Raw genomic sequence first — 20,164 nt, 5'->3', positions numbered from 1 at the left:
GAAATTTTTCGAAAAGTAGTACTAAATGGATCTTCAATGACTGAAGATTCTATCACTTGGATGTATAATATAACTGTGGAAAGTTGCTATACATGAAATCTATTAGGGAAGGGATGGATGGGCTTGGATCTTAACTTAGAGGGGAAATCAGTTGTCATTACCGCGGCAAGTAAAGGGCTGGGGAAAGCCACTGCCTTAGAGTTTGCAAAGGAAGGAGCAAGTGTCTTACTCTCAAGCAGAAGTGAGGACGAGCTGCAAAAGGCGCAAACAGAGATTAAGGAAATTAGCGGAAACCCGCACGTTGATTACATAGTATGTGATGTAACGAATCCTGATCAAATTAAACGTTTAGCACAAACAGCTGTTGAATACAATGGAACAATTGATGTGTTAATTAATAATGCGGGAGGTCCGCCAGCCGGAACTTTCAATGACTTTGAGGATCAAGACTGGAGTCGTGCATTTGAATTAAACTTATTAAGTTTTATCCGAACGATTCGAGAAGTACTTCCTTCTATGAAAAAGCAACAAAGCGGCAGAATCATCAATATTGCTTCTTCTTCTATTAAACAGACACTGGATAATCTGATCCTATCGAATACATTCCGAGCGGGGGTTGTCGGGTTATCGAAAAGTTTGTCCCAGGAGCTGGCAGCAGATAATATTTTGATTAATACAGTAGGGCCGGGCAGGATTGCCACGGACCGGGTAGCTTCACTTGATGAGAAGAATGCCGAGAAATTGGGTGTAAAGCCCGAGGAGATCAGAGGAAAAGCAGAGCAGTCGATACCGATGGGACGTTATGGGGAACCTGAGGAGTTTGCGAAAGCGGTTGTTTTTCTAGCCTCCGGCGGGAACACATATTTGACTGGACAATCTCTTGTGATCGATGGCGGCTTAGTAAAAGCACTTTAGTTGTAAGTCTCTAACTAAGAACTTTATTGTTCATAGTTAGAGACTTTTTAATAAGTTGACAAACAGCCAGAATAGGGATATGATCACAATTGATAATGATAATCCTTATCAATTGTGATCGAAATTATACATAATGTTTTTAGATCCGATTGAAATAAGTTAATGGAGTGGATGATAAATGATGAAAAAACTTGGTCTGCTTATTGTAATACTTATACTAGCTATACTGGCAGCTTGTAATAAAAGCGATCAAGAAGCGAAAGACAGCTCAGCGGAAAGTGAGTCTGAGCGTTCTGTTACGGTTGATACAGGGATGGGAGAGAAATCAATACAAGGTGTTCCGCAAAGGGTTGTAGTTCTGGAATGGACTTATGTAGAGCATATGCTGCCATTAGGGATTGAACCTGTCGGTGTATCAGATGTTGAAGGTTATAATAAATGGATCAATGTAGGTGAACCGCTCTCTGAATCTACAGAGGATGTGGGGACACGTGCAGAACCGAATTTAGAGGCGATTGCTCGATTAAAGCCTGACCTTATCATTGGAGCTAAATACCGCCATGAAACCATTATAGAAGAACTTGAATCGATAGCTCCAACTGTATTGTTTGCTCCTTATTCAGAAGAAGGAGTGGACGACCAGTATCAGCATATGTTGAATGAATTTGATGCTGTGGCCAAAATATTTGATAAACAGGAAAAGGCTGAGGAAGTGAAGCAGGAGTTGGAGCAAACATTTAAAGATCAGGGGAAACGGATAGAAGAAGCTGGATTATCTGACATCGAAGCCGTAGTCACCCAGGCCTTCACTTCACAGAACTCCCCGATTATGAGGTTGTTTACAGATAATTCTGTTGTAGCTGGTGTGCTGGAACAAATGGGAGTGGCGAATGCGGTCGAAACTAAACAGCCGGAGATTTATGGATTCATTTCGACTTCTGTTGAAGCACTGCAAAATTATCAAAACAGCCATTTCTTCTATCTTGTACAACAAGATGATAATATCTTTACAAACCAATTTGCTGATAACCCGGCATGGACGAACCTCGAATTTGTACAAGATGATCGCACGTATAAACTTCCCGGTGATATGGGAACATTCGCCGGTCCTTTATCCGCTGAGCGGCTGGCGATCGAAGTTGCCGACGCATTAGTGGAGAAGCAATAGTATGGATTTTTTTACCACCTCAGGTCATCCAAATTTTGGATGACCTGAGGTGGTACTTTATGGGTTACATATTTAGTACGAATAGTTTGTCTCGTGTCATGGATTCGATGCTGCGGCGGATCCCTTGTGAGCCGAGGCCGGAGTTTTTCGCACCGATGAAGGGGAAATGATCGGGCCCCCGTTCCGTTTTTGCATTATATTGGATGGAACCAACGTTAAGTTTTGTTCCGATGTCCATGGCCTTCTGAACATCAGCTGTAAAAACACTGGCTTGAAGACCATAATCTGATTCATTGGCGATAGAAACAAGATCAACCTCATCCTGTACACGAATAATTGGGAGAACGGGACCAAAAGGTTCTTCCAAAGCAACTTTCATGTGTGGGTGTACGTGATCGAGCAATGTAGGATAAATTAAATTGTCTGCTCGTTTATTGCCTGTAACAAGTTCTGCTCCATTTTGTAAGGCATCATCGATTAAGTCTTGTACAAAATCAGCCGCATGATTATCAATTAATGGTGTAACGGCAGCGTCGTCTTCCGGATTTCCAACTGTTAATCCTTCAACTTTTTGTTTGATTTTTTCTGTAAGTTTATCGGCTGCTTTCTCACCGACTAATACTCGCTTGATAGCAGTACATCGCTGTCCCGAGTAGGAAAAGGCCCCGCTGACAATTTGATCTGCAGCCAAGTCAAGATCGGCATCATCGAGAACAATGGCTGGGTCTTTACCTCCTAATTCGAGAACCACAGGAATCATTTTTGCTTTTTTAGAAATGGATTGGCCTGTAGCAGTACTTCCGGTGAACGTAATCATACTGACCTGTGGGTGAGTAACAAGGAAATCGCCAATCTCAGAGCCTTTTCCTGTGATACATTGGACGAGGTCATGGTGTATTTCTGTTTCAAGTAAAGCTTCAATCATTAGTTGGCCACTTAAAGTACCTTGTGAAGCAGGCTTGAAAATGACGCCATTTCCGGCCATCAAAGCTGGGGCAATTTTTGAGGCTGCTAAGTTTACAGGATAGTTAAATGGAGAAATTGCCAATACGATACCAAGAGGTTCGCGTTCAACTATAGCCATTTTTTTAGAGCTTCCGCCACGGAAGGAATCCCCTCGCAGCATGTCCCCATGGATTCTACAGCCTTCTTCAGCTGTGTAACGGATTAGATCTGCTGTTCGGACGACCTCTTTTACTGCGGAAGAACGGTTTTTTCCTACTTCTTTAGAGATCATTTCACCGATTTGTTCCTTTCTATTGGCTAAACGGTCTGCCCAATCATGCAGAATATCTGCTCGTTTATAAACTTCCGTTTCCGCCCAGTTGTTTTGAGCCTGATCTGCTTTGTGAATCGCATGATCTACCTCCTTTTGGGACAACAATGGATGTGAGCCTAGCACTTCATTTCCAGTTACTGAATATACTTCCTTTTCATTTGTGACTGTAACACTAATAGTCATCACTCCTAACAATATAAAGATTATTCTGATTATTAAATAAATAAAATAGAACATCAAATCTTATAAAAGCGATAACATTTTGCGTTTAAGCGTTTTCATCCAGCACATGATTTGAAATGCTAGCAGATTCTTAATTTTACGCATTAATGTGAAAAAGTCGTCCATTAAAATTACTGAAAATTCAATTAAGTACATTGCGAAAACTACTGGTTTTGCACTCACTTACACTTCTCATTTTTCTAAGAAATAGAAAGCATAAAAGTTCATTTCCATTTCCAATTTTCTGATTATAAGATAAGATGAATAGACTTTACATTTGAAAGAGGCGAAGTTTATGAGGTTAAAATTACTTTTCTTTGCACTGGGCCTTATTTTATTTAGTTACGGAATTTCGGTAGCGATTCAAGTGCAGTACCTCGGTATTCACCCTTGGGATGTGTTGAATATAGCGTTTTTTGAAAAGTTTGGCTTAACTATAGGCATGTGGAATCTACTAGTTGGTTTATCACTAGTACTTGTATCATTAATAGTTGACCGACAATATATTAGGGTTGGAACATTAATTAATGCCATTGCAGTGGGGCCGATGATTGATCTGTTTCTTTTTATTGATATCTTCCCTGTTTCCTCTTCTGGTGTAATGGATGTGGTCGTTTTACTTACAGGGATCATATTAATGGGGATTGGCGGAGGAATGTATTCTGCTGCCGGCTTTGGCGCGGGCCCACGAGACGGATTTATGCTTTCGTTATCTGATAAACTCGGTTATTCCATTAGTAAAACGAGAATAGCAGTAGAGAGTATGGTATTAATTGTGGGACTTTTATTAGGGGGCCCTGTTTTCGTTTTTACGTTTATCTATACATTCATTCAAAGCCCGATTTTCCAGCTCTCCTTCCAAAAAGTAACCAGGTTTTTGTATAGGAGTTCAGAGACTGGTCATGCAAACAAAAAGGTTAAATCGATTTAACATCTATCAGTGCTTGTATAAATGAAGTGGAATGCTTATCTTTCAATAAGTATTTCACTTTTTTTATGTGCTTGAACGTAGTGGGGATTAATTACTACATGGTTTTAAAAGGGATATGTCATACCTCCTGTTTTTACCAATTGAGAAGGAATTTTGAAAATGGGTATCTAAACGATAATATAGCAGGGAAACTATTAGGCTTACATATAATAATTCTATCAAGGAGTGATATTGTTGAGGAAAAATAAGAGTGCAGCCGTTGTTTTGTCTGCGGTGCTGCTTGCCAGCAGTTTTGCATATTCACCGACTTTCGGAACATCTACAGTACAGGCCGAGGCCACTGAGTACAAACACGCCTTTGATCAAAAGGTGATTAAAAGATTCAAGGCAGAACGCTCGATGCGGCATATTCAATTCTTAAGCGAACAGCTTGGACCACGTGTAGCAGGTACGGAAGAGGAGGAAAAGGCGGCCTCATATATTAAAAATCTATTAACCTCCTATGGCTTTGATATAGAGGTTCAAGAGTTTTCTATTCCTGACCGCCTAATGGGAACACTTGAAGCTAATGGAAATGAGGTGCGTGTCAATATTCCCGCCGGATCTGCTTCAACTGATGAAGCAGGGTTATCGGGGAGTTTGTATGATGCGGAACTAGGGTTTCCAGAAGATTTCACATCGGAAGTGGAAGGTAAAATCGCTCTCATTTCACGCGGGGAACTGACTTTTGCAAATAAGATTAAAAATGCAACGGAGGCTGGGGCTGTTGGTGTGATTATTTATAATAATCAGAAAGGATCTGCTCCGCTTAACATGTCACTCGGAGATTATGAAGCATCTGTACCTGTTGCAGGGATTACAAAAGTAAGTGGTGAAGCCCTGCTTAATGACGTTTTACCATCCAATTCAGAGGTTACTTTGACGATTGAACGATTTGAAAACAGTACATCCCAAAATATTATCGCAACACGTACGCCGAAACATGTAGAAGATCCGGATATCCTTCATGTTACCGCCCATTATGATAGTGTTCAGTATGCACCGGGGGCTAATGACAATGCATCTGGGACAAGCGTTGTTCTTGAACTTGCGCGGATTTTAAAAAGTTACCCATTGGATAAAGAGCTTCGTTTTGTGTTTTTTGGTGCCGAGGAGATCGGACTTGTAGGGTCTAAGCATTATGTGAGCGAACTGTCGGAGGACGAAGTGAAGAGGAGCACTGGTAACTTTAACCTCGATATGGTAGGCACTGATTGGGATCAGGCCACTTCTATCTATATGAACACGCTTGACGGTCAATCCAATATTGTATCGGAAACCGCTGTTGCCGCTGCTCAGCGACTAGATACTCCTTCACCTTTAACCCTTTACAAGCGCGGTGCTTCAGATCATGTATCCTTCTATGAAGGAGGAATCCCATCTGTAAACTTTATCCGGCGTGAACCAGGGACTGCAGATCTTGAACCATACTATCATACTCCTCAAGATGTCCTGGAACATGTTAGTGAAGAACGTCTTCAGGAAATTGGGGAATTAATTGGAGCCTCGGTCTATCAGATTGTAGGGAACAAGTGATTGATTCGATTGAACTTGAAGAGGGCCCTCCTTTTTTGGGGAGGGCTCTTTTTTTAATAGTTCTTTTGAAGAAGCTGGTGCAATTTATTCCCACAACTTTCACTACAAGTGGTATAGTGGAGGAATATACTCTTTAACGTTATAGAATTTTGGTGATAAATTTGAGAAAAATCTACTTTTTGCTCATGCTCGTCATGATGTTATGGGGATTCAACGTCTCTGCTATCAAAGTACTTGTATCAGCTGTTGACCCCATTCTTCTAACCGCGTTCAGAATTTTCACGGCAGGGATTGCTGTGTTAATCGTTCTGGCATTCATGGGAATTCTTCGGCTGCCAACAAAAAAGGAAGCTTGGATCATTTTTTATATTTCGATCTTTAATGTGATTGCCCACCACAGTTTCATGGCCCTTGGACTTCTGTACACCTCTGGGGTTAATGCAGGATTGATTGTTGGAATGGGACCATTGCTCACGATGGTTTTGTCGACATTGTTGTTGAGTAAAAAAGTGACGTATTTCAAGAGTTTTGGTTTCGCACTTGGTTTTGTTGGAGTGATGGTCACCACTTTGACTGGCGCTGGCGGGATGACGGCTGTGTCGATCGGTGATGTTATGGTGTTTATTTCTATAGCCGTCCAGGCATTCAGTTTTATTTTGATTAGTAAATTGAACCCGGATCTTGATCCTCGTTTGCTAACAGGATATATGATGGTGATCGGGTCGGTTTTTATTTTTATCACGAGTATGTTTGTGGAATCGAATCCAGCACAAATTTTTAAGCTTGTGGATGGCAAGTTAATCTTAATTTTCTTGTTTAGCGCCCTTATTTGTACAGCATTTGGTCACATGGTATATAACTTTGCTATCAAACAAGTCGGGCCATCTGAATCAGCTATATTTATCAACTTTAATACATTTTTTGCATTGGTTGGAGCGGCACTGTTCCTAAATGAATCGATTAGGATCAGTCATATTATTGGTCTCGTATTGATTGTATGTGGGGTATTGATCGGGACAGGTGCTTTCGAATTTCTGATTAATCGAAGAAGAAGAAGAAGACGTGCTCGATCTGCTTAACGATAATGCTCGTTTTCCTACGTATAAATACGTGGGAGACGAGCATTTTTTTGGCGACCGCGTGATTGTATTGTGATCATGGGTAGTTGACTTCTGCTGCGGTTCTGCCTTTCAACTAATTCCTCCCCCTCTTTCTTATAAAAAGAAGTGAGTTGATTCTTACCATTTGAACAAATTTTAAAGATCATTTTACATTGATTTTCCCAATGAAGCTGATCAAAAGTTTCACAGATCTCTTCAAGTATATCTTTAGCAATCATCCAAGTTTGGTAAGTAATAGGGCGTGGCAAATCGGCTTTTCCCAGCACCAACTGTAAAAGGTACAATTCTGCATTCCCTTTAAAATAGTGCCTTCTTTTAAGAAACGTCACGGCATCGTCCATACAGGTCTTAACCCTTCTTCGCCGAGCTAATTCAAGATAAGGTTTATATTTGTCTTCGCGGTAGTTAAATTTGAGTAATTCACTGACAGGGATTTGGATGTGTTTAGAGATTTCGGAGAGGGTGTAGTGGTTCAACAGGAGCTTATCAACAATGTGGTATTTATCATTAAATAAGGAATTCGCTTTGCTATCCACTAAATGTTTTAAAACTTCCAAGTAACGTTCATTATCGTTAGAGAAAGTTTTACATATGCATAGGAATGGCTCTTCAATGTCATGTTCTCGGTAAAAGTCGAAATTCTCTTTACAGGTAATGAGACGATATTGACTGTCAGCTATTTCTTCGACCAACGGACATCCTTCAACATAACCAAAATAATCATAAAACCTTCTTATCCTCAAAGTCTCTCGGTTCGTGTATCCGTAATCATAAAAGGACTCCACAATTTGTTTTGCCTCCACTTGAACATAAACCAGATCGATCCCCTCCCTTAGTTAATGGCTATGCCGCAACCAGATCGTCCTATGAACCCGAAGATATGCTCAAGTTTAAACAAAAGGCTGATTAATATGAGTCGATTGCCTAGACGTGAGATGTGCTTCCTTTTTACTTGCCAAGCCCCTTGCCGTGCAAAAGTTGAGAATGATGAAATTCATTTATATGAATAAAATTGGCTAATCAAACAAAATTAAAGAGTAGACAGGAGGGATCACTATGGACATGAATCATCTGACTAATCAATTGAATAATGCACAGCGTGCAGTTGAACGAGCGCAGGAAGACCGTGCCGGGTTCGTTGAAGCTCAAGAGCATGTGAAATTAGCGGAAGAAGAACTTGCCAAAGCAAACCGCGATCCATCAATGAACACGCAGGAACATGCACAACAAATTCAAAAGGCTAAAGATCTATTGAGACTGATAGAAGAAACGAACCAGGCGAATAACCGATAAGGATGAGAACACATTGTGGTGGCACAATGTGTTTTTTGCTGTGTTTTAAACCCTTCACTCCATAGTAATACAATGACTGATTGCCGAATACATTTGGTACAAGCTAGTCACATTTTAGAGGAGTGAAAGGATTGGTAGTATTCCTTAGTTATATTTTTCTAGGATTATCCCTGGCAGCGCCAATTGGTCCGATCAATGCAGCGCAAATAGATCAGGGCATTAAGAATGGTTTTTTCCACTCATGGGTAATCGGGTTAGGATCAATTGTTGGCGAATTGCTGTATATCTTAGCCGTTTTCTTTGGGGTCATTCACTTTCTGGACATGCCGTTTATGAAAACATTTCTATGGTCTTTTGGTGCCTTCGTCCTCATCTACACAGGGGTTGAAAGTATTACTAGCTCACAGAAACTTGAAGTACGTCAAAAAGGGAATAAGGATCCTTTAAAGAGAACATTTGCAACCGGATTTCTCATCTCGGTTACTAATCCGCTGTCCATATTGTTTTGGCTTGGGATCTATGGATCTGTATTAGCCAATACGATTACCCAATATGATCAGCTTCATCTAATTTTGTACGGGGCAGCTATTATCATTGGTTTGATGTTGTGGGATATTACCATGGCCTTTGTTTCCAGCGGGTTTAGAAAGTTTCTTACCACCCGTGCTTTAAAAGGTATATCTATCTTGTCAGGCTTCTGCATGTTTGGCTTTGCTGGTTACTTTGGCTATCAGGCGGTTAAATTGCTGCTCCAATTCTAGTACAAGCTACTGCTGATGACGCCATTTTTTCCTCATCATAAACGTAATCGTACTTATGACTACTAAAAACATCAGGCTGATGAAAAATCCTATACGACTGACGGAATCGAAAAATGTTCCACTGACTGCAGCTGCGATTAAAAGGATTCCCGCACCACGCGTTACACGCTCCACCTTAGTTAAATTCATCAACTTTTTATAGGAAAATAAGATGAACAGCCAGTTGTAGAGAAGCATTAAACCGGCAGCTGTCGTCAAATATTCAAAAACCTTCTCAGGCAGGAGCAGGGCAACCAGGATTGAGGCACCAAGTCCGGATATCGTGAGAAACAAGGCATGAATAGGAACGTCACGTTTACCTTTGACAGCAAAATAAGCTGGAGCATCACCGTCTTCAGACAAAGTGGCAAGGATCGATGTGATTGCATATAAAGAAGCCACCATCGTAGAAAATCCTGCAATAATCAGGGCTCCATTGAATACGTGAGGAGCAAACGATAAATGAAAAGGAATTAAGGCGGTAATAAAAGGACTCTCATCCGGATTGAACTGCTCCCATGGAATTAGAAATAAAGCTAGTCCTAAAGAAACGACGTAAATGATCCCGAGAAGAAAGAGCATTATTCTGCCTGACTTTGAAGCATCTTTAGGGTCCTTCAATTCGTTTGCCATAATCCCCATTACTTCAATACCACCAAACGCGTAAAAGGCAAAAAGTAAAGCCGTCCAAACTCCGGTTAAACCTTCTGGAAATAACTCTGTATATCCTAAATGGAGCGACTGTTCCGGACGGCTTTCGGATAGGAGCCCGGTCAGTGGCAGAATTGCAATGATGATGAACATGAAAATGGCAGCTGTCTTTATGACGGCAAAAATGTTTTCAACACGTTCGAATCCAGCTACACCTGTACATATTACCCCTATCCCTAGTACTCCAAATATGGTTGACAACAGCCAGAGAGGCAGGTTCGGAAACCAGTATTGAGAAAATATAGCGAGAGCTGTTAACTGACTGCCCATTATCAATAATTCTGACGACCAGTACACCCAGCCATTACTAAAACCAGCCCACCTGCCAAAGGCTTTTTTTGCATAAGACCGGAACGAACCTTTTTCTGGGTGTGCGGCTGTAAGTTTTGCGAGTGCTTGAAAGACGATATACGTACCGATGGCAGCTAGAATGAATGCAACCAGGACAGCTGGACCGGCATTTCGAATCGCTAAAGATGAACCAAGGAAAAACCCAGTGCCGATGATGCAGCCTACTCCAATAAGAGAGAGCTGCCACCATTGAAGTTTCTTAGTACTTTCCGAACCATTAGTCTTAGTCATGGATATGCCTCCGGAACATGGGACCTGAATACATATTTTGAACCGTTCCTATCCAGTTTATACGATCCATTAATACCAAAAACCCCCACCTCAGGTCATCCAATATTTGGATGACCTGAGGTGGGGGTTTTTGGTAATTCTTAATGGTTCAGGTTTAGTGACAGTGAGCCAGGTTGCCACCTGCCAATTTTGGTAGGTCTGGTACGAGTACGATAACCCCCAGGCTGATGATTTTTACTCGTTCATGCAGAAAGCTTTTTTTACCGAAAAATATGTACATAATCAGTGACCCCATGACCAAATGTAAGGCTGTAGAAGGGATATGATTGATCAAAACGTTTGCCATGCTGTTTCCTTCTTTCAAAATGGATATGCCTATGTTTTATTCACGTTTAGTAAACAACTTAAACAGCGGAACATGTGTAATAAGATTATTGATTAAGAACAAAATAAGCAAAGTAAAGGAGGGTTAGCGATGGCAGATAAATTGATTCCCGTAACGTCGATAGCAAGCGGAATTGAACAGACCGTAGCAAACGATATCCATTGCCTGCCCATTCAGGTCGTAAACGTATGTTTCCTGGGCAACCCGGAACGGCCGGGCGATTGGGTGTTGATTGATGCTGGAATGCCGAAATCAGCTGATAAAATTATTGAAACAGCGGGAGAGCTTTTTGGAACACGTTATAACCCTAAAGCTATCATCCTTACTCATGGTCATTTCGATCATGTCGGTGCTGCTAAGGAACTAGCGGAATATTGGGATGTTACGGTGTACGCCCATGAACGAGAAATGCCCTACTTAAACGGCAGAAAAGATTATCCGGAACCTGACACAACTGTAGAAGGCGGTCTTGTTGCAAAAATGTCGCGGATGTTCCCAAATGAGGGTATTAACTTGGGAGATCGTATTGCACCATTGCCTGAAGATGGCACCATCCCCCACTTGCCAGAATGGCGATGGATTCATACGCCTGGACATACAGAAGGTCATGTTTCATTATTTCGGGAAAACGATCGAATTTTAATTGCAGGTGATGCTTTTGTGACAGTTAAACAGGAGTACTTATTCAAAGTATTCACACAAGAACAAGAAATCAGCGGTCCACCTCGATACTTAACGACAAATTGGGAAGCCGCCTGGGATTCAGTAGAAAAACTTGAATCGTTAAAACCTAACGTAGCTATAACGGGACACGGGTTCCCGATGGCCGGCAAAGAATTGAAGGAGGATCTAGGGAAACTTACTAGAGAATTCGATCACATAGCTATCCCAAAACACGGGAAATTTGTTGAAAATGGGGAAAACAGTAAATAGCATTAACAAACACCCTAACTAATAATACTAGTTAGGGTATTAGTCATTTTCTATTTTTTTAAAAGATAAATAACGCGGCAAGGGTTGAAATTATTAATCCTAACATAACGGGGATGAAGTTTTTTCTAACTAAATCCATAACTGAAACCCCACAGAAACCTGCGATTGCAATCATAGAGGACCAGGCAATGATCGTCCCTCCACCCGTCCAAATCGATCCCATTTGGCCAATAGCTGCTAAGGTGGCTGGGTCGATATGAGCGTTAGCCAGAGAGGCTGACAAAGCACCGGTCAGCGGGAGTCCAGAGAAACCAGATCCATCCAGCCCCGTAATGATTCCAATAATTAATATACTAAAGGCTGCTAAGAATGCACTTTGCGGAAGAAACCCCTGAGTAGACTCCACTAAATCGAATAACAAGGCCGGAGCGTTGTCAGCGGAAACGGAAAGGATTTCCCCGGCAAAATCAGGACTTCCAAGAAAAAAGAATCCTGCAATGGGGATAACAGGACCCATTGCTTTAAAAGCAAATACAAATCCTTCTGTAATATGATCACTAATATAATCGAGAGCACGGTGTTTTCCGAATGCTACTGTTGAAAGCAGAAGCAGAACTACGGCAACTCCTCCAATAAATGCCGCGCCGTTCCCTCCTTCAAATCCCCCCACTCTTCCTGAACTAAGCTTCGTCGATACCATATAAATCATTACAGCAAGCATAGACAACGGCACAAGAACAGCAAACACTTTGCTCCAACTAGTCATATCATTGTTCGTCGATTGATGGGTTTCCTGCAATCCCTGCATCGCTCTAATTTCAATTTCATTTTGTGGATCACTTTTCGAGCGAAAATGTTTTTTGTTCCACAAGTAAGCAAGACCGATGGCGATAAACCCAGTGATAAGCGATAGAACCAATGCTTGATCCATTACCGTTGCTGTACTAACTCCAGCAGCTTTGGCTGACAAGCCTGGTGCGACTTGCACAACGTAATCGGAAGACAGAGCCATGCCCTGACCGGCAAGTGCTACAGCAATAGCTGCTACCATTGCTGGAAGACCCGACCTGATGGCTGCTGGAACGAGTAAAGCACATATAAGCGGAACAGCAGGCGTCGGCCAAAAGAAAAGTGAAATCACATAGGTTACCCCAACTAATACAAAAAAAGATACATGACTATTAATCATGATTTTCTGGACAGGCATAATCATCCTTCTGTCTGCCCCGAGGTCCTTAAGTGAATGTAAAAGGGCAACCATAAAGGTAATAATGAGGAATATGTTGAAAAGCTCTTTGGCGGCGACTAGATTCGCGTTAAATATTCCCATAAAGCCGCTGATTAAGCTGCCATTGAAAACCCACGCCACCAAGAATGTACCTAGTAAAGTAGGCAGCACAACGCCTTTACGACATATCATAGTAATAATAATTAATAACGTAAATCAACCATATAACCAATGGGAAAGTGTTAATTCCACGGTACAGAGCCCCCTCGCTTCGCCTCATACATACCGGCGTTCTACACTCTAGACTATGCACCTCGCAGGAAAAGGGTGTATTTCCTCTCTTGATAAGTAAGAATGTTTTAACGATATAGATGTGATATACCTAACTTCCTTGATGGATTCGTTCTTGCATTAAGAGTTTTATAAGTTATATGAACCATTTAATAAAGTAGGGTACTTAAACTACAAGAATAAATTCTGGCACGAGGAGCTGAGGAAGGTTTGGAGGAGTTACGGAAACAGATTGGTATCGAATGCCGTCAAACAAAAGAAAAAGGTAGTATCAGAATGATAATTTCCCGGGAAATAAAGCAGGTAGTGTCGAGTATCAGAATAGTGTTTTGCAAGCTATAGTTAAACTGATGCCTCCTGTTATTACTTAACCATGGATAAGAGTTAAATGAAAACAAAGGCTTCGAATCAAATTTAATCCAGAAGCCTTTGGATTTTACAAAAATAATAATCCAATAGATATAGGAATAAAGCTCCATAGTAGAATGATTACACAAAAACTCATAATATCTTTAACCTTCAATCCAGCGATTGCTAGAAGCGGTAATGCCCAGAACGGCTGAATCATATTCGTCCACGCGTCTCCCCAGGCTACGGCCATAGCTGTTTTTGCGGTATCTACGCCAAGTTCAAGGGCTGCGGGAATCATGATAGGAGCTTGGACAACCCATTGTCCTCCTCCAGAAGGCACAAAGATATTAACGATTCCGGCACTGATAAAGGTAAGGAGCGGCAAGGTAAAGTCGTTTGAGATACTGACAAACCATAAAGACATTTGTTCAGATAGGCCAGAAGCAACCATCATGCCCATGATCCCAGCGTAGAACGGAAATTGAATGATGATTCCTCCGGCATTTTTTACAGCATCAGACACACTATCAAGGAATTGCCTTGGGGATTTATGGAAAATAATTCCGAGAAATAAGAAGGTAAAATTTACAATGTTTATATTTAAGTCCAGACCATTTTTAGCAAAATGATAGATGACAAAGGAAAGACCTAGTAAGCCGATTACAAGGGAAATAAGTGTACTATTTTCTAATCGCTCTGCTGGTGTTGGTTTCTTTGGTATAGCGGCAGGTTCTGAATTCTGCGTATAAGTTTCTCTATTTATTAAATCAGAATTGTTTTGAGCGGCTAAATCATTTGCGGAATTCATCAATAGGCGGTTCAAGAGAGGGAGGGTAATGAGTAAAGTGAGGACAATAAATAGATTCATACCGCTAAAGAGTGTTCTGGTTATAGGGATAATTCCCATTGAGTTTTCCATAAAGTGACCTTCAGTGGCGATCGTGAGAGGAATGGACCCAGACAATCCACCATGCCAAAGTAAAAAGCCGCTGTAGGCACTAGCCATTAATAGACGGTAATCGACAGAGGGTACACGCTTGGCCACATGTATAGCGAGCAATGCCCCGACTACTAATCCGAAACCATAATTGATCAAGCAAGCAACAGCCGATATGAAAGTTACTAATAGAATGGCCTGTCCTGGTGTCGTCGCGAATTTGCTAATTCTTGTTAATAAGGATTTAATCATCGGACTGTTAGCCAGGATATATCCTGTCACAACAATCAATGACATCTGCATAGCAAATGCAAGGAGGTCCCAGAATCCATTACCCCAATACTTCACCATTTCCGCTGGTGAACTTCCGGTAAATCCTATTCCTAATACAAAAACCACAAAGGTTAAAATAATAGCGAATAAAAAAGCATCTGGTAGATATCGTTGAACTAAACGATTGAAAAACAAGGTCATCGATCGTAACATGGACTACCTATTCCCCCTTTATAAACTCAAAGAAGTTGTCCTCTTACGAAATATATACTAAATAGGAAGCAGGATTATTCTAAAGAGGCTTAGATAAGGAGAATAATGAAATTTTATCCAAGTGGAAATAATTGTGAAAAAACTGCCCCTCTAGTAGAGTGGACAGTAGTTGGTAGGATGGATTTCATGATTTGTACAGCATTTTCAAACGGCCTTTTTCCGTTCTCTGATCACTTCGTTTAGACATTCCGCTAACCCCTGCACGTCCTCTAATGACTGATCCACACCAAACGAAATGCGAATGAAGGTTTTCGCTTCTTCTTCAGATATCCCCATCGACAGCAACATTTTCGGCGGACCTCCGCTTCCTACTTGACATGCGCTCCCCGTTGAAAAAAAGTAGCCGCGGCGATTTCCTTCGAGCATCACGTGCTGACCGTCAATTTTGTGGATGCAAAGTCCAATTGAGGGTACACAGGATTCAAATTCTGATCCGACAGCCTTTTCACCTGCTTCCTTTAATGAGGCAAGAAATTCTCTCTTTAACCTTTTTATGTGGGCTTGATGTTTTTCAAGTTTATTCAAACACATTTCAGCAGCTGTTGTGAAAGCGGCAATGCCTGGAGTGTTCAAGGTGCCCTGGCGAACGCCGTTCTCATGCGAGACATTTGGAAGGAAAGGTGTAAAGGAGAGAGATGGTTTAACATACAATGCCCCTACACCTTTTGGTCCGTAAATTTTATGGCTTGATATGGAAAAGCTGTCGACTAGGGAAGTGACTTTATCCATCTTTACTTTTCCAAAAGATTGTACACAATCGCTATGCAAGAACACGCGTTTTTCTTGGCAGATCTCAGAAATGGTTTCAAGCGGCTGGATCGTCCCAATATCAGCATTTACATGTTGAATCGAAACGAAAGAGGTATCTTCACGGATAACATGTTTCAACTTCTCTAAGTTAACTACTCCGTCTTTTGTCATTGGAACAATACTCAATTCATATCCTTCTTCTTCTACAAGCTTAGTTGTTACGTTATGGATCGATGAGTGTTCACCTGCTGAGATCACGATATGCTTACCCTTCCCGGCACGGGCAAGAGCGTATAATGCGAGCAAGTTACTTTCCGTACCGCCGCTCGTAAAAGTGATTCCCTGAGCTGCAACTTGCAGTAGTTCTGCCATTCTTTCACGGCAATGTTCTATTAATCTATCAGCTTTTGATCCTGCATCATGAACACTGCGTGTATTGGCAAAGAATTCCCTAGATGCTTTTATGTAGGCTTGTAAAGCTTCCTCGCTTATTGGACAAGTGGCTGCATAGTCAAAATATTTCATAAGTGATGATCCCCCTTAACAAATCCCTTGTAATCCATTAAAATATATGTAAAGATATGTGTCAATACACATGTAAAAAATAGGGGTGAGATGTTTTGCGGAAAGCGGATGTCATCATTGTAGGAAGCGGGATCGCCGCATTGCAGCTTGCCGTGCATATTTCCAGGCGCTTGCATGTGATTGTTCTCACAAAGTCAAAAATGCAGCAAAGCAATTCCTTCCTGGCTCAAGGAGGGGTTGCAGCTGCAATAGGAGAGAACGATCATCCTGCTTCACATTTTCAAGATACGATTGAAGCGGGGAGAAATGTGAATGATCACGAGGCTGTCTGGAAACTTACTGCAGAGGCGCCGGGTATCATTCAAGATTTAGCCTTTAATAACTGTCAGTTTGATTATGACAGAGAAGGCAGCCTTCACTTGGGAAAAGAAGGAGCACATAGCCATGCCCGAATTATTCACGGGGGTGGTGATCAGACAGGGCGCAGGATTGTTGATGGTCTGTTGGAAAAATTGGGATCAAATATTCAAATATATGAAGATGAATCGGTGTATGAACTGCTGGTTCAAGAAGATGGAACCTGTTATGGCGTAAGCAGCAAGTCAAAGAATGGAAACATGCACAATATCGTGGCACCTCATGTGGTGTTGGCAACGGGCGGTTGTGGTCAACTTTTTTCATTTACGTCAAATGCTCAGGAAGTGACGGGAGATGGGGTTGCATTAGCCTATTGGGCCGGAGCCCGGATTAAGGACATGGAGTTTGTTCAATTTCATCCCACGCTGCTATTTCATAATGGAAAAACACGTGGTCTAGTTTCTGAAGCCGTCCGCGGAGCGGGGGCGCGGCTGGTGGATGAATGTGGAAACCATCTAATGGAAGGTATACATCCATTTCTTGATTTAGCTCCAAGACATGTAGTTGCTCAAACGATTTTCAACTCGATACAGAAGGGCTGTCAAATTTATTTAGATGTTACATCGATTACTAACTTTGAACAAAGGTTTCCAACGGCAGCCGGGTTATGTGCGCAAAATGATGTACAAGGGAGAATACCAGTTGCACCGGGATGTCATTTTCTTATGGGTGGTGTAGAAACAGATCATGTCGGCAGGACGAATGTTTCTGGTCTTTATGCCATTGGGGAAGTGGCTTGCACGGGAGTTCATGGAGCTAATCGCCTCGCCAGCAATTCTTTACTGGAGGGGTTAGTGTATGGGCGCCGGTTAGCCCGGTATTTATCAGAACAGGATCCGTCACTGTTTTTTCCAAAGACACCATCGCTCCCGACTCCTCAAAGTCCGGTGTGTTTGAAACTGCCTTCGAAGGAAGAAATTCAGAGAACAATGATGAGCAGGGTGGGCATCGTGCGTAATCGAGACTCTCTCAAGGAGCAACTCAGTTGGATAGAATCGTTTGAGCTTAATAAGTGGATGACAGCGGATTTCAGGCAACTTACCAAAACCCAATGGGAGACCGTCGCCATGCTGCAAACTTCCTGGCTGATTACGACCGCTGCTTTAGAACGTACAGAGAGTCGTGGGGGACATTACAGAAGTGATTTTCCAAATGAGAATAAGGAATGGGAGAAAAAACATTTATCAAAGACATTAGAAAAGAGGACAGCACATGAATCAGTTCAAGCTTAAACAGGACTTAGAGCAGTTTTTCATGGAAGACATAGGAGATCAAGATGTGACGAGTGATTATTTATTTGAAGAAAGCCATGAAGGAACAGTTGTTTTTGATGCCAAACAAGCAGGCGTGTTGTGTGGAGTTTCAATCTTTTTTGCAGGCTATCAATTACTAGACCCAACGGTTCAAGTAAATCTATTAAAAGCAGATGGAGACCCTATCACTAAAGGTGAAACAATCGCCGTAGCTCAAGGGAGATGGGCAAGTCTATTAAAAGGCGAGCGCGTCATTTTAAACCTGATCCAGCGAATGAGCGGAATTGCAACATTGACACGTGAAGCCGTAACTAGACTCAATAGTAATCATACGAGGATTTGCGATACACGAAAAACAACTCCCGGGCTCCGGATGTTCGAAAAATATGCTGTGCGGGCTGGCGGGGGCTTTAACCATAGGAACGGATTATACGATGCGGTGATGATTAAAGATAATCACATTAGTTTTGCGGGAGCGATTACAAGCGCAGTGGAAAGAATTCGCCAAAGGACTGGTCATATGATCAAAATTGAAGTTGAAACGGAGACAGAGGCTCAAGTGCTTGAAGCTGTTGAGGCAGGTGCGGATTGTATTATGTTTGATAATCGAAGTGTGGAAGAGATTTATAGATTTGCAGAGCTTGTTCCAGCCCATATTACGACAGAGGCTTCTGGAGGGATTACGATAGAGGAGCTTACCAAATATAGCGACTGTGGAGTTGATTATATTTCGTTAGGATGCTTAACTCACTCCGTTTCCGCACTGGATATAAGCGCTAATGTGAAACTATCTAACGGGAGGGTTGAATAATGAACATTTTTGAGACATTGGAAAGTTCATCGCCAACAATACCAGAGGAATACTTACAATTAGACAACGAAGAATTGAAAAAGCGTGTTCGTCGTGTGAAAGAGCAAATGGGGACGCGTCTGTTTTTACCGGGTCATCATTATCAGAAGGATGAAGTGCTGCAATTTGCTGATGCCCGCGGGGACTCCTTAAAACTCGCTCAAATTTCGGCCTCCCAGCATGAAGCAGAAGCCATCGTGTTTTGCGGCGTGCATTTTATGGCGGAAACAGCTGATATTTTAACAAGAGATGACCAGAAGGTGTACCTGCCAGATATGCGTGCTGGCTGTACGATGGCTGATATGGCGAATTTCACTCAGACCGAGAAGGCCTGGGAACAGCTTATGAAAGATTTCGGCGACACTATTCTTCCATTAACGTATGTCAACTCAACTGCAGCAATAAAAGCATTTGTTGGAAAACATGGCGGTGCCACAGTTACTTCATCGAATGCGAAGCAAATGATTCAATGGGCGTTCACTCAGAAGCAGCGGATTATGTTTTTGCCGGACCAGCACCTTGGTCGCAACACCGCTTACGACCTTGGCATCTCTCTTGATGATATGGCTGTTTGGGATCCGATAAAAGAAGAGCTCGTTTATGAAGGTTGTATCGATGATGTTAAAGTGATCTTATGGAAGGGTCATTGCTCTGTTCATGAAAATTTCACGGTCGCTAACGTACATCAAGTTCGAGATCATTATCCTGATATGAAGATAATTGTTCATCCAGAGTGTCGCCGGGAAGTCGTTGCTTTATCTGATGAGGCTGGTTCTACGAATTATATCATCAAAATGATTGAGCAATCTCCCCCTGGCAGTTCATGGGCAATCGGAACAGAAATGAATCTTGTTAACCGAATTATCAAGGAGCATCCAGATCAGCACATCATTTCCTTAAATCCTAACATGTGTCCGTGTCTAACGATGAACCGAATTGATTTGCCTCATTTGGCGTGGTCGCTTGAATCTATCGCACAAGGGAAGCCAACTAATGTAATAGAAGTAGATAAGGAGATCGCGGTGGATGCCGAAAAGGCACTCTATCGCATGCTTGAAAGGGTATAACTTGAGGCCAGGTGCGAAACCTGGTCTTTTTTTA

The 20,164-nt window shown here is 41.9% G+C and carries 18 protein-coding genes; 11 read left to right on the top strand and 7 right to left on the bottom strand.

Annotated elements, in window-relative coordinates:
* Positions 1-123 precede the first annotated feature (123 nt).
* Together B5354_RS07480 and B5354_RS07475 are read left to right on the top strand one after the other, a co-directional pair.
* Positions 124-915: an SDR family oxidoreductase gene (locus tag B5354_RS07480; protein WP_079529115.1), complete on the top strand. Its 792-nt coding sequence runs from the start codon at positions 124-126 to the stop codon at positions 913-915.
* 178 nt (positions 916-1,093) lie between these two features.
* Complete coding sequence (locus B5354_RS07475) at positions 1,094-2,083, top strand: ABC transporter substrate-binding protein (RefSeq protein ID WP_245804738.1); 990 nt, start codon at positions 1,094-1,096, stop codon at positions 2,081-2,083.
* Positions 2,084-2,147: 64 nt separating this feature from the next.
* Here B5354_RS07475 and B5354_RS07470 read toward each other — a convergent pair whose 3' ends face one another.
* A complete protein-coding gene (locus tag B5354_RS07470) occupies positions 2,148-3,545 on the bottom strand; it encodes an aldehyde dehydrogenase family protein (RefSeq protein ID WP_079527449.1) in 1,398 nt (465 codons plus the stop codon).
* Positions 3,546-3,879: 334 nt separating this feature from the next.
* On the opposite strand from B5354_RS07470, the gene B5354_RS07465 reads away from it, so the two are divergent.
* The 3 genes from B5354_RS07465 to B5354_RS07455 all read left to right on the top strand — a co-directional run bounded on the left by B5354_RS07465 (position 3,880) and on the right by B5354_RS07455 (position 7,169).
* Complete coding sequence (locus B5354_RS07465) at positions 3,880-4,515, top strand: YczE/YyaS/YitT family protein (protein WP_079527446.1); 636 nt, start codon at positions 3,880-3,882, stop codon at positions 4,513-4,515.
* A gap of 234 nt (positions 4,516-4,749) precedes the next feature.
* Positions 4,750-6,090, top strand: a complete 1,341-nt coding sequence (locus B5354_RS20890) for a M20/M25/M40 family metallo-hydrolase (RefSeq protein WP_079527444.1) — start codon at positions 4,750-4,752, stop codon at positions 6,088-6,090.
* Between the two features lie 161 nt (positions 6,091-6,251).
* Complete coding sequence (locus B5354_RS07455; RefSeq protein ID WP_079529113.1) at positions 6,252-7,169, top strand: DMT family transporter; 918 nt, start codon at positions 6,252-6,254, stop codon at positions 7,167-7,169.
* Positions 7,170-7,186: 17 nt separating this feature from the next.
* Here the strand turns inward: B5354_RS07455 and B5354_RS07450 are convergent, their stop codons facing one another.
* Complete coding sequence (locus B5354_RS07450) at positions 7,187-8,014, bottom strand: hypothetical protein (RefSeq protein WP_079527442.1); 828 nt, start codon at positions 8,012-8,014, stop codon at positions 7,187-7,189.
* A 253-nt stretch (positions 8,015-8,267) separates the two neighbouring features.
* Between B5354_RS07450 and B5354_RS07445 the strand changes: the two genes are divergently transcribed.
* Both B5354_RS07445 and B5354_RS07440 read left to right on the top strand, forming a co-directional pair.
* Entirely contained in the window at positions 8,268-8,504 is a 237-nt protein-coding gene (locus B5354_RS07445; protein ID WP_079527440.1) for a hypothetical protein, read from the top strand.
* Between the two features lie 131 nt (positions 8,505-8,635).
* Positions 8,636-9,265, top strand: coding sequence for a LysE family transporter (locus tag B5354_RS07440; RefSeq protein ID WP_079527438.1), 630 nt, complete (start codon positions 8,636-8,638; stop codon positions 9,263-9,265).
* A gap of 6 nt (positions 9,266-9,271) precedes the next feature.
* Here B5354_RS07440 and B5354_RS07435 read toward each other — a convergent pair whose 3' ends face one another.
* The gene (locus B5354_RS07435; RefSeq protein ID WP_079527436.1) at positions 9,272-10,597 is read right to left on the bottom strand and encodes an amino acid permease; all 1,326 of its coding nucleotides are present in this window, start codon (positions 10,595-10,597) and stop codon (positions 9,272-9,274) included.
* 154 nt (positions 10,598-10,751) lie between these two features.
* On the bottom strand, positions 10,752-10,943 hold the full coding sequence (locus tag B5354_RS07430; RefSeq protein ID WP_079527434.1) for a hypothetical protein: 192 nt from the start codon (positions 10,941-10,943) through the stop codon (positions 10,752-10,754).
* Between the two features lie 129 nt (positions 10,944-11,072).
* On the opposite strand from B5354_RS07430, the gene B5354_RS07425 reads away from it, so the two are divergent.
* Positions 11,073-11,915: an MBL fold metallo-hydrolase gene (locus B5354_RS07425; protein ID WP_079527432.1), complete on the top strand. Its 843-nt coding sequence runs from the start codon at positions 11,073-11,075 to the stop codon at positions 11,913-11,915.
* Between the two features lie 58 nt (positions 11,916-11,973).
* Here B5354_RS07425 and B5354_RS07420 read toward each other — a convergent pair whose 3' ends face one another.
* The 3 genes from B5354_RS07420 to B5354_RS07410 form a co-directional block, all read right to left on the bottom strand.
* On the bottom strand, positions 11,974-13,335 hold the full coding sequence (locus B5354_RS07420; RefSeq protein ID WP_245804737.1) for a hypothetical protein: 1,362 nt from the start codon (positions 13,333-13,335) through the stop codon (positions 11,974-11,976).
* Between the two features lie 535 nt (positions 13,336-13,870).
* Positions 13,871-15,208 carry a short-chain fatty acid transporter gene (locus B5354_RS07415; RefSeq protein ID WP_176142432.1) on the bottom strand — a complete coding sequence of 446 codons (1,338 nt, stop codon included), beginning with the start codon at positions 15,206-15,208 and terminating at the stop codon, positions 13,871-13,873.
* 204 nt (positions 15,209-15,412) lie between these two features.
* Entirely contained in the window at positions 15,413-16,543 is a 1,131-nt protein-coding gene (locus B5354_RS07410) for an IscS subfamily cysteine desulfurase (RefSeq protein WP_079527430.1), read from the bottom strand.
* Between the two features lie 95 nt (positions 16,544-16,638).
* Between B5354_RS07410 and nadB the strand changes: the two genes are divergently transcribed.
* From nadB to nadA, 3 genes are read left to right on the top strand one after another with little or no spacing between them, the layout of a single operon-like run.
* The gene (nadB, locus tag B5354_RS07405) at positions 16,639-18,192 is read left to right on the top strand and encodes an L-aspartate oxidase (protein WP_079527428.1); all 1,554 of its coding nucleotides are present in this window, start codon (positions 16,639-16,641) and stop codon (positions 18,190-18,192) included.
* Positions 18,173-19,024 carry a carboxylating nicotinate-nucleotide diphosphorylase gene (nadC, locus tag B5354_RS07400; RefSeq protein ID WP_079527426.1) on the top strand — a complete coding sequence of 284 codons (852 nt, stop codon included), beginning with the start codon at positions 18,173-18,175 and terminating at the stop codon, positions 19,022-19,024. Before nadB ends, nadC begins: the two co-directional genes overlap by 20 nt.
* Positions 19,024-20,130, top strand: a complete 1,107-nt coding sequence (gene nadA, locus B5354_RS07395) for a quinolinate synthase NadA (RefSeq protein WP_079527424.1) — start codon at positions 19,024-19,026, stop codon at positions 20,128-20,130. Before nadC ends, nadA begins: the two co-directional genes overlap by 1 nt.
* Positions 20,131-20,164: the final 34 nt, after the last annotated feature.

Origin of the sequence: Halobacillus hunanensis, assembly GCF_900166655.1 — a bacterium.
GTDB classification, from domain to species: Bacteria; Bacillota; Bacilli; order Bacillales; family Halobacillaceae; genus Halobacillus_A; species Halobacillus_A hunanensis.
This window is presented reverse-complemented; position numbering and strand designations above follow the sequence as displayed.